This window comes from Actinacidiphila sp. bgisy167, from assembly GCF_965342175.1.
Taxonomy (GTDB): domain Bacteria; phylum Actinomycetota; class Actinomycetes; order Streptomycetales; family Streptomycetaceae; genus Actinacidiphila.
Genome location: NZ_CBDRBL010000062.1, coordinates 32,159 through 43,526 on the forward strand (window position 1 = coordinate 32,159; position 11,368 = coordinate 43,526).

The following is an 11,368-nucleotide window of genomic DNA, read 5'->3' on the forward strand; positions in this document are numbered from 1 at the left end:
ACCGTCTCCGCGAGGCCGGGAGCGAGCGCTGTTCCACCCACCGCGTGCGGACCCGCTGCCGGTCGTCCGCTGCCCGCGGGGCGGGGCGTTCGCCGGCGGCTCGGACGCGGCAGGCCGGGGCCGGTGCGGCGGCCACCGGCCGTCCGGCCTCGCTGTCGGCCGGCGCGAGGGCGGGGCTCTGGATGCCTTCCGCCGTCTCCCCTGCCATGTCTGCGGCCGCACCGCCGACGTCGACTGCCGCCGTGTGCGGGTGCCGTTGTCAGTGCTGCTCCATCCATTCCTGTTCGTGGCCGGGTTCGGGCAGGACGTGTCCGGCCTCGACCGCGGAGCGGGCGGGACTGTCCTGGATGACCACCAGGACCCGCTGCTCGGGGATCGCGGTGATGCGGGAGGCGGCCGCGGCCACCTCCAGGGCCAGGCGGGTCGTCTCCTCCTGGGGATGGCCCCGGCGTGCCCAGCCGCCGATGAGCAGGGGGGCGCCGGGCTCGCCCCCGACGTAGACGCTGTCCTGGGGCAGTTCGGAGAAGACCACGTTGACGTAGGCCGGCGGCACGTGGTTGATCTCCGCGTGGATCCGGGTGATCTCCCCGGCCAGTTCGCGCTTGACCGCGGGCGTCAGCGTTCCCTCGGCGGTGGTGCAGGTGTAGATGGGCACGTCGGCTCCAGACGGGCGGAGCGGGGGCCGTGCCCCCTCCCGTCGATGGGGAGGCACGGCGCCCCGGGGTGGGGACGGGGGTGGTTGATGGGGGTGCGTGGGGTGGTCAGTTGCTGTGGTCGGCGAGGGTCTTGAGGTCGGTGACGGTGTAGGCGAGGTCGAAGTGGAAGCCGCGGCCGGTGCGGCGGACGGGCAGGTCGGCGAGTTCCTCGCCGTGGGCGGGCAGGAACGCCAGCTCGCCGGTGCCGGCCCAGGCGTCGGCGACGGCGGCGTTGTCCAGCACCGCCATGACCAGTTCGTGCACGGCCGGCTTGTCGTGCTGCCCGGCGGCCAGCCGGGGGAAGTGACGCAGGTTGACCAGCGGCCGGCCCATCAAAGCGGTCGGGTCGGGCACGGGCTGCTCCAGCGTGACCCGGGCCTCGGCGTGCGCTGCCCGCCGGAGGACGCGGTGGCCCCGAACTGACCGCCCGGCCCCAGCACCGGCGTCCCCGGCCCACCGACGGCGTAGGCGCGGGTCTGGTGGACCGCGCCGAGCTTCTTCGGGAAGCCCTGCACCCATCCGCGGGCCATGGCCGAGTCGTTGTCGACGTAGATGTACGGGCACCAGGACACCGGGGTGCCCTGGTAGTGGGCGTCCAGGGTGATGAAGAACTCCCGGTACTGCGCGCGGGCCGGCTCCAGGTACTCCAGGTTCGTCGAGGAGTACTGCCAGTCGATGAACAGCGCCACCCCGCGCCCGGCCGAGTCCGGGTCCAGGGTCAGCCCCTCGGGCAGCGTCGCCGCGGCGGCCTGCGGGTCGGTGAAGAACTCCACGCCGACCGCGGTGCCGGCGTAGTGCCACGGCGGGGCCGGGGCCAGGTTCGCGATACCACGGGGAGACAGGGGAACGGTGTAGCCCTTCATGACACGAGCTCCTTCAGCAAGAGGACCAGCTCCGAAACGATACGTATCGTTTCGCCGACAGGGACGACAGTAGCAGACCCTGGCGCCAAAGTGAAACGATACGTATCGTTGCGGCATGGGACTGGAATTTTCCGAAGGCACGGCCGCCACCGGCGAGCCGCGTTCTGCTTCAAAGATCCTCGCCTCGGCACGCGGTGTCCTGTCGAGCCACGGGTACCCGGCGCTGACCATCGAGGCCGTCGCGGCGGCCGCAGGCGTCGGCAAGTCCACCATCTACCGCTGGTAGCCGGGCAAGGAGGCGCTCGTCACCGACGCGCTCGCCGAGATCTTCCGCGCCGAACAGATCCCCGACCTCGGCGACACGCGAGCCGAACTGCGCTACGCCGTCGACATGACCATCGCCAACCACGCCGACGAGAACCTGGCCGCCGCACTCCCCGCCCTCGCCGCCGGCCTCCTCCCCCACCCGGCGCTCATGGCCCGCTTCCGGCAGTCCTTCCTCCACCGCAAACGCGAGAACATCACCGCCGCCCTGCACCGCGGCATCGACCGCGGCGACCTGCCCGCCGACCTCGACACCGACCTCGTCCAGGACGTCTGGGCCGGCACCATCCTCTACCGGCGACTCCTGACCGGCATCCCCCTCGACACCGACCTCGCCGAACACCTCGTCCGGTGCATCCAGGCCCAGGCCACGGAGTCGTCGTGTTCCGGCGGGCCTACCAGGGCTTCCTCGCCGCGCCGCTGATGACCGACTGCCGCGAGCGGGCCCAAAACGCCGCTCGGGGCGGCGGTCGAGGCCGCCGCGTTCCCCGGGGCACGCTGAGGGCATTCGCTTTTGCCGCAATCCCCCCTCGCCCCCCGTGGGCGACACCCTCGCCTGCCGCGAGTGAGTGGGTCACCAAGAGCCAGCCCACCCGCCAATCGCCCAGCAGCGAAACCGAGGTAGGAGTCTTGTGGCGCGGCCCACTTTCGAGTCGGGCGCGTCCCCCGGGCCGGCCACCGGCACTGCCGGGTGCTCAGCGGCGGGGCGTACCGCCGACCTGCCGCGACGCCGGCAGATGCCTGGTTCCGCTGAGCGGCGACGTGGCGGATGGGGGCCGCCGCCCGGCGGAAACCGTCGACCGGTGCTGTCACCTCGGCGGTGTTCTCGCAGCTCTCCGGCTTATCACGACCACGGGTGTGCGGGGGACTCACGACCGACCGGCGGTATCAGCGCGCCCGGCGTCGGCGTCGGCGTCGGCGTCGGCCCGAACGTCGTAGAGCACGCGCCGCGTGAGTCAGGCTTCCTTGGCGGCCTGTTCGAGCTCGTTGCGGAGGATCGCCGCGAGCTCTGCCGGGCGTGACAGGAAGGGGGAGTGACTACCAGGCAGGGAGAGCACTGTGTCCCCGGCTCGTTCGGCGAGGTTCTTGAAGAAGGGCGCCATGACTTCGTCTTTCGCGTAGATGGCGGTGACGGGGACACCGGTGCGCCAGACCGCCTGCGTCACAGTCTCGGTAATGGACGCCACGGAGGTCGGGCCGAGTGTCGCGGCTGCGGCGGCGGCATCCTCCTCGGACAGGTCGGCGTAGAAGATCTCCCGGGGAGAGGTCATGTCGTACCAGCCTCCTTCCTGCTCCGGCATCCACTCCGTGGGCTTGCCGCCGATGACGGACAGGAGGGACTCGCCCACGTCGAGGAGCCATCCGCAGATGGAGACCACCCGGCGGAGGTTGGCCGCGCCCGGCAGCCCCTGCGTCACGGGGACCGCACCATACGAGTGGGCAGCCACCACATATGGCCGGCCGATGGCGTCCACTGCGGCGCGAACGACCTCCGCGTCGTCGTAGAGGCCGCCGAGCCGCTCGGGCGGGACAGGGGCGCTGGAGGGCAGCTGTACCGTCCTGACGTCGATGCCGGGCAGCTCGTTGATCAACTTCCCCCACGTCTCCTTGCGGTGCCACGCGCCATGCACGAGGAGAAGCGTGGGGAGATCCGACTTCCGCATGGTCTTCCTTACAGATCGTTGGACGAACGTTCGCCCCACACGTTAGACGAACGTCCGTCCAAACAGCGACCCGGGTGCTCTGGGCGACCCCCTGGGCGCCGGAGGCAGCGGTCGAAGCGGGAGTGCTCTAAACTGGACGGTCGGTCGTCCAAGAGGAGCTGATCATGTCTGCTGAGGCGACAGGGACTCGCGCTCGCCGTACGCGGAGCAATGGGGAGCGGAGCCGACACGCCGCGCTGGCCGCAGCACCCGCAGAAGCGACCGTGCACGGCCTCCAAGGCCTCACCATCGGAATGCTGGCCGCCAAGCTAGGCATGAGCAAGTCGTCACTGCACGCACTCTTCGGATCCAAAGAAGAGCTGGAACTGGCCATCATCGAACAGGCTCGTTTGGTTTACGACAAACAGATCGTCCAGCCCGCTCTCCAGGAATCCGATCCTCTGAAAAAGCTCCTCGCTCTGTGCGAGAACTGGCTCTCCTTCGTCGAACGGGACATCTTCCCGGGCGGCTGCTTCTTCGCCGCCGCGAACGCGGAGTACGACACCCGCCCAGGAGCCGTCCGCGACCAGCTCGTACTCCTCCACGGCCGCTGGACCGAATTGGTCAACGCCGCCGTCGTGGAATCACAGGAAGCCGGCAGGCTGTCCGGCGAGCAGTCACCGCAGGAACTGACCTTCCAGGTCCTCGCCATCCTGCGTCAGGCGAACGACATGTACCTGCTATATCAGGACGCGAGCCACATCGAGATGGGCCGCACCGTCCTGAGACGCCTCCTGGGCATCGACGTGCAGGCCGGGCGATGACGGGATCGTGGAAGTGCACTTCAAGCTCAACGCCTCCACCGGCCATCCCAAAGCCACCGACCGATAGCACTGGCGGCCCAGACGGCTGGTAGCACGAAGCAGAGGGTTTCTCCGAGGGTCCTTCGGCAGTGTCACCGAGAAGTCGTCCGCACTCCTCGGCCGCCAGTCGTGGCGTGCCGTCACACCGGAATGGACGCACGCGACCCGGAAAACCGTTCCCGGCACCTATGCGTATGCGGCGAGGACAGGGCGCTGCCTCAGGGTGTTCGATTTCGCAGAGCGCGGGCGCACCTCGACGGCGCTCCCGAACCCTCACCGCGCTCCCCCGCTATCCTTCGGCCCGGTACGCGGCCCGCACCTCTCCCTCGGCGAAGTCCCGGCGTGGCAGACGCAGACCGAGCGACTTCTCCAAGGCGTGGAAGTACAGCTCGAACCCGTCCGTCAGTTCGGGGTGGTCCAGCTCGGCACGGCGCACGGCCCGGTTGAGGAAGTCCAGCTCGCCGCCCCTCAGATAGAGGGCACGGCCCTCGCTCGTACCAGATCAGCTCCAGCATGCCCCAGGCCTGCTCAGGCCAGGACCTCGCGATCCAGGCGAGCCCCTCCAACGGGTCGCGCCCGCACGCCTCGACCGTCCCCGTGCCGTCCAGGCCACCGGTGTGGAACCGTCTGCCCCACTCCGGATCGATCCGCTCCAGCGCGACGGCCGTCTCCTCGGGGCTGCCGCTGCGCCGGCTCAGCGCGGCTTCGGCGATCAGGTACAGCGCCCGTCCGAGGTCTCGGGTCGCGAAGACCTCCCGGTAGGGGCCGTGACGTCCGCGCACCGAGCACGTCCTCGCCGCCTTGAAACCCGCCTTCGGGCATTACCGATGTAAGGATCGGTAATTTTTCGGTATGGCCCCCGTGCGCAAACTGCGAGAAACGGGCACACACGGGATGCGGGTGAAGCAAACGTTAACGGCGAGTACCTCCGGGTGAACTGCGTCACGTTGACCCCCCTGACGGCCCGTCTCTAATCTCGCACCCATGCACCCGGCCCTGTCCGCCAGGTATTCGGGGGCAGTTCACCCATTACCCAATTCCGGAGGGAGACGCCATGAAGGCCATGCGTTCAATCACCAGGAAGTTCAAGGCCGAGAAGAGCCTGAAGGCCTACGCCTGGTACATCTGGTACTGATCCGCGGACATTCCGATCCGCTGAGTGACGTCTGTGCCCGGCATGCCACGGCTGCCGGGCACAACGTTTGAGCAACAGCATTCCCACCGCCAAGAGAGGACACCCATGCGCCGCCCCACCGCCACCGCCCCGGGCGGTCGTGTCACCGTGTTCACGCCGAGGATCGACGCGCTCTTGCGTGAACACCGCGGCACAGGCCTGTTCCGCCTGGACTCGGACACCGTGGGAGTCTCCGATCCGGAACTCATCGACGCCCTGTTGCGTTGCCGCCCGGCCAACAAGTTCGAACGCCCCACCTTCAAGCCCTTGCAGGGCCGCACCATCACTCGCCCGGAGTCCTCGGCCGTGATGCGCGCCGTCTCCAAGGACGTCAAGAAGGCACTGGCCGACCCCGCACGCTTGGACGCCGACCTGACCGGCATATGGCCTCACGTGCCGCACAACCACTTGCGGGACATCGTCTTCGGCGACGACCCCTACCGGCTGAAGGTGATGGTGGACCGGCGGCTGGAACTCACCCCGAAACTCACCTGGACCGTGATCGCCGCCGGCGCCGCGCTCCCCTCGTTCCGCCGGTCCGGCAAGGCACCCACCCACCTCGGCGCGATGCTCTCGGAAGCCCGCACCTACCAGGAACGGCGTCACGCCATGGGTCTGTACCGCCGTGCGGCAGCACCTGTGTGCTTCACCGTCGCGGCACTCGTCACCGGCGCACTGTGGCTGGGAGCGCCCTTCGACGACGACGTGCCCAACCGGCACATCATCCACGAGACACTGCGACTGCTGCCCGTGTCGTGGAACCTGCTGCGTATGGCGTCACCGGAATTCCACGCGGTCGACGGCCGCATCGGACCCGGCGACGACGTGCTGATGCTCCCCCTGCTGACCCACCGTGACCCCGAACTGTGGGAAGCACCGGACGAGTTCCGCCCCGAACGCTGGGACAGCCTCGATCCGGACAACCACCCCGGCTACCTCCCCTTCGGGCACGCCAACGAGCGGTGCTGGGGACGCCACATGGTCATCCCCCTCGCCGAGCGCCTGCTGGACATCGCGCGACGCGGCAACCTCACCGTCGACCCCGACCAGCGATCAGCCCACGTGCCGCTGCACGGCCTCCTCGGCGTCACCGGTGTGCGAGTGGTCGACAAGCGATAGGTCTCCGCGCGCGGTACAGGTGTATGCGCCCCGGCGAAGCAGCGGCAGACGGCCTGACCGGACAGGACAGCACCCACGGGTTGGAGATGCGCTCCGGCGCGGTGGTCAGACGGTTCCTGTCGTGTGGCCGCGGTGAGCCGCAGAGCGAGTGGCGGGCGCTGACGCTGCCGGCCGGGGACGCCCCCGGTCGGGCTCCGCAGCCTCTCGAGGCGGACGTGGAGGGGACCCGCCGGCCGCGGTGAGGTCCCGGCTGCCCGGGCGCCCACTGCGCAGCACTCTCGTCTCCGGTCGCAGCGCGGCCGCCCTGGCGGAAGCTCTGGTCGCTCGCGGTGGTCGACAGCGCCGGCGCCCAGCAGGCAGGGGTCTGCAGCCGTGGTCGCCGGATCACCCGCCGAACGCGAGGCTGTCGCAGGTCCTGCCGGAGCGGCGGCTGGCGCGCTGCGCCAACCCCGAGCACGCCGAGGTCAGCCGGGTCGGTCGGGCCCGGACGCCTGGGGCGGCGTGGAGAAGGAACAACGGCACTTCGGCAGATCCGCGAGCGCGAGCTCAGTCGGAGGGCGTGATCGGGGCCCGCAGGCCGAGCCACTGATCGGCGTCCCAGGCCCGGAACCGCTCTACTTCGGTGAAGCCCAGCTTTGCCGCGAGGCGCATCGAGCCGGCGTTGGCGGTCTGGGTGGCGAGCACCACGGGCTCGCCGGGAAGGACGCTTTCGAACCAGTCGAGTGCCGCCGCGCACGATTCGGCGGCATACCCGAACCCCCACGCCCGCGGCAGGAACAGGTAGCCGAGATCGGCCTTGCCTGCGGCGGCTGGGCGATGGTGCTCCGGCGCTCTCCGAAGCAGGATCTGGCCGATCATCGCCCCGTCGAGATCGACGACGAAGCTCCCGGGCCACCGCTCGGGCACCTCGGGCAACCCGCGCTCAAGCTCGTCACGCGGGCGGGGTCCGCCGAGGTAGGTGTGCACCTCTGGCGATGCCAGCAGCTCGATGAACGCCGCACGGTCCCGGGCCTGGGGCTCACGCAGCACGAGCCTGTCGGTCCTGATCGGTGCAGGCGGCCAGGCGACGGGTCCGAGATCGGTCATGTCGGCCAGCCAATCAGCCAGCTCAGCAGTGATCAAGACGTGCGGAAGCACTGACGCGGTGGGTTGCCCCGGACCGCGTCGGCGATCGCCCCGAGGCCGGCGGGAGTGATCGAATCGAACCGGCCCGACCGGCTTGCCGCCGAACGTGTCGTGCGGCCCGCAGCGAAGGCCGATACACGGCGGCTACACGACCGAGCCGGTTTTGAGCCTTCATGGACGGCCGGCGGAAGCGGGCCGTAGACCTGCGCCGTCGACCATCGGCAGCGTCCCCGCGAAGTCCGTCGCGGACCTTCCGATGGAGCATGCATGACCGACCAACGTCTTCCGGTCCCCGAGCCGGACCGGCACGGCAACCGGCTTTCGGGCCATCGGCGACGCGCCGCCCGGGCCCGGGCCGCGGTGCCGTCCACCCGGTCGCGGGCACGCCGCCCGCTGGTGACGGCGGCCGTGGTCCTGGCGGTCCTGGGGACCGGCTCCGCCGTCGCCTATCGGAATCTGGACGGCAACATCGCCTCGCAGGACGTCGACGGGCAGCTCGACGCCAAGGCCCGGCCGGAGCGCACGTCTGCCGGCGCGCTGAACGTGCTGCTGCTGGGCTCGGACTCGCGGTCGGGAGCCAACCGCGCTTACGGCCGGGACGCCGGCGGCGCCCGCTCCGACACCGCCATGGTCGTCCATGTGGCCAAGAACCACCGGTCCGCCTCGGTGATCAGCATCCCCCGGGACACCCTGGTCGACCGGCCGTCCTGCCCCACCGACTCGGGTGACGCCCCGGCCGCGCGGTCCGTCATGTTCAACTCCGCCTACACGACAGGGGGTATGGCCTGCTCGGTCGCCACCGTCGAGGAACTGTCCGGGCTGCGGATCGACCATGTCGCGGAGATCGACTTCAGCGGTTTCACGAAGCTGATCGACACGCTCGGCGGGGTCCGGGTGGACGTCCCGCAGAACATCGACGACCACTACAGCCACGCCCATCTGTCCAAGGGAGCACAGCGCCTCGACGGCGAACAGGCCCTCGGTCTCGTACGGACCCGGCACGGTGTCGGCGACGGCAGCGACCTCGGCCGGATCGAGCTCCAGCAGATCTTCATGAAGGCCCTGATCGGTCAGCTGCGCTCCGCCGGCCTGCTGACGGATCCCGTCAGGCTCTACCGGCTCCTCGACGACGTCACCAGCGCCATCACCACGGACAGCGGCCTCGGCTCGCTCGCGTCGCTGACGTCCCTCGCCCACTCGCTCGGCGCGCTGGACCCCGACGCCGTCGACTTCCGCACCCTGCCGGTCGTCCCCGCCCCGCAGGACCCCAACCGGGTCGTTCCCGCGGCGGCACAGGCCGACGCCGTGTGGAAGGCGCTGCGCGACGACCGGCCGCTGCCCGCCCGCGGCCCGCGGGGCGGGCAGCGGTGAGCGCCGCGACCATGGTGCTCGAGCGCCCCGTCGTCGACCAGCGCGGTCCCGCCCCGCGCCCGTACGTGCACGGACTGGACGGCGTACGGGCCGTGGCCGTCCTGCTCGTCGTCGTGTACCACGTCGACCCGTCCTGGCTGCCCGGCGGCTTCCTCGGCGTCGACGTGTTCTTCGTCCTCAGCGGCTACCTGATCACCGACCTGCTGTGTTCCGAACGGCACCGCACCGGCCGGATCGACCTCCCCCGGTTCTGGCTGCGGCGGGCCCGCCGGCTGCTGCCCGCGCTGATCACCCTCCTCGTGACCGCGACCGCGGTGGCCGCGCTCTGCCGCCCGGCACGCGTCGACGCCTCAGGGCACGACATCCTGTCGGCGCTCACCTTCACCAACAACTGGTGGCAGATCAGCACCCACGCCTCCTACTTCGCCTCCTTCGGTCCGCCGCCCCTCTTCCAGCACCTGTGGACGCTGGGCGTGGAGGAGCAGTTCTATCTGCTGTGGCCCCTGGCGATGCCGGCACTGCGGTGGGCGCCCCGCGCCCGGCTCCGCGCGGCCGCCGTCCTGGCGGCGGCGTTCGCGTCCCTGGCGCTGATGGCGCTGCTCCACCAGCCCGGCGAGGACACCTCCCGCGCCTATTTCGGCAGCGACACCCACGCCTTCGGACTGCTGCTCGGCGCCGCCCTGGCGTTCGCGGCGCCGCCCGGGCGTGTGTGGAAGCACCGCTGGGCACCCGGGGTGTGCGGGGCGGCCGGGGTGGCGGGATGGATCGTGCTGTGCGTGCTGGCCGGCGCGGTCCACTCCGACTCCGCCGGCCTGTACCCGTGGGGGTTCGCCGCCGCGGCGGGGGCCGCCGGTGCCGTCGTCCTGGCCGCCGCGCAGGCCGACTCCTTCTTCGTCACGGTGATGAGTGCCTCCTGGCTGCGCTGGGTCGGCCGCCGGTCCTACGGGATCTATCTGTGGCACATGCCGCTGATCGCCCTGGCCGTCCCGAACGGGCGCACCGCGCACGATGTGCCGTTCCGCGGCCTGTGCGCCGCGGCCCTGGCAGTGGCCGTGGCAGCGGCCTCCTACCGCTGGGTGGAGGAACCCCTGCGCCGCCGCGGGGTGCGCCAGGCGGCCGCGGTGGCGCTCGCCGCGCTGGCCGGCAAGGACGGGCGGGCGGCGACCGCTGCGTTCCGTGCGGACGGCGGCTCGGGTGCGGGTGCGGGTGCTTCCCGGCGGCACGGGGCCTCGGGCGGCCGGGCCGCGCAACGGGTTTCCCTGGTCGCCCGGGTGCTGGCCGCCGGCGCGGGTGTGGCCGTACTCGTCGCCGCCTGGGGCATCGCCACCGCCGGGGACGGCAACAGCGCCGCCGGCCGGAGGCCGGCCGCGCACGACGGTGGTGCGGCGAACCTGTCGCCGCGCCACCCGGGCGAAAGCGTGACAGCTGTCGGTGACTCCGTGATGCTCGCCGCCGCCCCGGAACTGCGGGAGGCGTTCCCCGGCATCGCCATCGACGCCAGGGTCAGCCGTCAACTGTCCGCCGGCCCCGACGTGGTGCGCGCTCTCGGTGAGCCGAGCCGGCGCAGCCAGGTCCTGCTGATCGGCCTCGGCACGAACGGCGTCGGTGGCCGCCAGGATCTCGAACAGATCGTCCGGGAAGCCGGTCACCGCACCGTCGTCCTGGTCACCGTGCATGGCTCCCTCTCGTGGAAGGACCAGGTCAACACCGCCATCCGGCAGACCGCCGCGGCGCACCCGAACGTGCTGCTCGCGGACTGGGACCGTGCCGTCCAGGGCAGGGACGACCTGCTCGCGGACGACGGCATCCACCCCGGGCCCGCGGGCGGCGCACTGTACGCGAAGACCGTCGCGCAAGCCCTGGACGCACGGAAGCGGACGTGAGGGGCCGATTGCCGGTGGGCACTCCTGCGGGCGCAACCGCATGAGGCTCGCCGTCCTACGGCAGGGGCGGCCTCATGCGGTTCCGACGGTCCGTCTCCGTGATGTCGGCGTACTACCGCGCCCGGTGTACGTGCCTTAACGGGCACGTGGTACCGCCCGATCGCCCTCGGTACGCCGGAAAGGACATCGTCACGGCCGCCGTCCATCAGGGCCCGCACGATCGGGGTGAAGCTGATGGTGCCTCCGCTGAGGTGCGGGCCGCCACCGAACGGATGGAAGGCTTGACATCCTCCCGGGCTTGAAGGCCG

General features: G+C 71.0%; 11 protein-coding genes and 1 pseudogene. 7 read left to right on the forward strand and 5 right to left on the reverse strand.

The genetic code is table 11. The features are described 5' to 3' along the window. Positions 1-259: 259 nt before the first annotated feature. Together ACRWND_RS22020 and ACRWND_RS22025 are read right to left on the reverse strand one after the other, a co-directional pair. Positions 260-655 carry a tautomerase family protein gene (locus ACRWND_RS22020; protein WP_431952011.1) on the reverse strand — a complete coding sequence of 132 codons (396 nt, stop codon included), beginning with the start codon at positions 653-655 and terminating at the stop codon, positions 260-262. A 106-nt stretch (positions 656-761) separates the two neighbouring features. Further along, positions 762-1,675: pseudogene (locus tag ACRWND_RS22025) on the reverse strand (acetoacetate decarboxylase family protein). Here ACRWND_RS22025 and ACRWND_RS22030 point away from each other — a divergent pair. Continuing rightward, positions 1,674-1,844 (forward strand): TetR family transcriptional regulator, encoded by a 171-nt coding sequence (locus ACRWND_RS22030; RefSeq protein WP_431952013.1) that lies wholly within the window; start codon positions 1,674-1,676, stop codon positions 1,842-1,844. The pseudogene ACRWND_RS22025 and the gene ACRWND_RS22030 overlap by 2 nt on opposite strands. A gap of 57 nt (positions 1,845-1,901) precedes the next feature. Beyond that, positions 1,902-2,306 carry a TetR-like C-terminal domain-containing protein gene (locus ACRWND_RS22035; protein ID WP_431952031.1) on the forward strand — a complete coding sequence of 135 codons (405 nt, stop codon included), beginning with the start codon at positions 1,902-1,904 and terminating at the stop codon, positions 2,304-2,306. A 532-nt stretch (positions 2,307-2,838) separates the two neighbouring features. Here the strand turns inward: ACRWND_RS22035 and ACRWND_RS22040 are convergent. After that, the gene (locus tag ACRWND_RS22040) at positions 2,839-3,546 is read right to left on the reverse strand and encodes an alpha/beta hydrolase (RefSeq protein ID WP_431952015.1); all 708 of its coding nucleotides are present in this window, start codon (positions 3,544-3,546) and stop codon (positions 2,839-2,841) included. A 164-nt stretch (positions 3,547-3,710) separates the two neighbouring features. Between ACRWND_RS22040 and ACRWND_RS22045 the strand changes: the two genes are divergently transcribed. After that, the gene (locus ACRWND_RS22045; protein ID WP_431952017.1) at positions 3,711-4,349 is read left to right on the forward strand and encodes a TetR/AcrR family transcriptional regulator; all 639 of its coding nucleotides are present in this window, start codon (positions 3,711-3,713) and stop codon (positions 4,347-4,349) included. A 328-nt stretch (positions 4,350-4,677) separates the two neighbouring features. On the opposite strand, the gene ACRWND_RS22050 is transcribed toward ACRWND_RS22045, so the two are convergent. Further along, positions 4,678-4,824 (reverse strand): hypothetical protein, encoded by a 147-nt coding sequence (locus tag ACRWND_RS22050; protein ID WP_431952019.1) that lies wholly within the window; start codon positions 4,822-4,824, stop codon positions 4,678-4,680. Positions 4,825-5,451: 627 nt separating this feature from the next. On the opposite strand from ACRWND_RS22050, the gene ACRWND_RS22055 reads away from it, so the two are divergent. After that, a complete protein-coding gene (locus ACRWND_RS22055) occupies positions 5,452-5,523 on the forward strand; it encodes a tryptorubin family RiPP precursor (protein ID WP_431952033.1) in 72 nt (23 codons plus the stop codon). A gap of 105 nt (positions 5,524-5,628) precedes the next feature. Beyond that, entirely contained in the window at positions 5,629-6,681 is a 1,053-nt protein-coding gene (locus tag ACRWND_RS22060; RefSeq protein WP_431952021.1) for a cytochrome P450, read from the forward strand. A gap of 546 nt (positions 6,682-7,227) precedes the next feature. On the opposite strand, the gene ACRWND_RS22065 is transcribed toward ACRWND_RS22060, so the two are convergent. Next, positions 7,228-7,767 carry a GNAT family N-acetyltransferase gene (locus tag ACRWND_RS22065; protein WP_431952023.1) on the reverse strand — a complete coding sequence of 180 codons (540 nt, stop codon included), beginning with the start codon at positions 7,765-7,767 and terminating at the stop codon, positions 7,228-7,230. 306 nt (positions 7,768-8,073) lie between these two features. On the opposite strand from ACRWND_RS22065, the gene ACRWND_RS22070 reads away from it, so the two are divergent. Beyond that, positions 8,074-9,177 (forward strand): LCP family protein, encoded by a 1,104-nt coding sequence (locus ACRWND_RS22070; protein ID WP_431952025.1) that lies wholly within the window; start codon positions 8,074-8,076, stop codon positions 9,175-9,177. Further along, positions 9,174-11,060: an acyltransferase family protein gene (locus ACRWND_RS22075; protein WP_431952027.1), complete on the forward strand. Its 1,887-nt coding sequence runs from the start codon at positions 9,174-9,176 to the stop codon at positions 11,058-11,060. The genes ACRWND_RS22070 and ACRWND_RS22075 overlap by 4 nt, the downstream gene beginning before the upstream one ends. Positions 11,061-11,368 lie beyond the last annotated feature (308 nt).

Bases quoted from the DNA above. Each gene is read 5' to 3' on its own strand.
- ACRWND_RS22065 (WP_431952023.1), bottom strand. From the start codon at position 7,767: ATGACCGATCTCGGACCCGTCGCCTGGCCGCCTGCACCGATCAGGACC.
- ACRWND_RS22045 (WP_431952017.1), top strand. From the start codon at position 3,711: ATGTCTGCTGAGGCGACAGGGACTCGCGCTCGCCGTACGCGGAGCAAT.
- ACRWND_RS22040 (WP_431952015.1), bottom strand. From the start codon at position 3,546: ATGCGGAAGTCGGATCTCCCCACGCTTCTCCTCGTGCATGGCGCGTGG.
- ACRWND_RS22070 (WP_431952025.1), top strand. From the start codon at position 8,074: ATGACCGACCAACGTCTTCCGGTCCCCGAGCCGGACCGGCACGGCAAC.
- ACRWND_RS22030 (WP_431952013.1), top strand. From the start codon at position 1,674: ATGGGACTGGAATTTTCCGAAGGCACGGCCGCCACCGGCGAGCCGCGT.
- ACRWND_RS22060 (WP_431952021.1), top strand. From the start codon at position 5,629: ATGCGCCGCCCCACCGCCACCGCCCCGGGCGGTCGTGTCACCGTGTTC.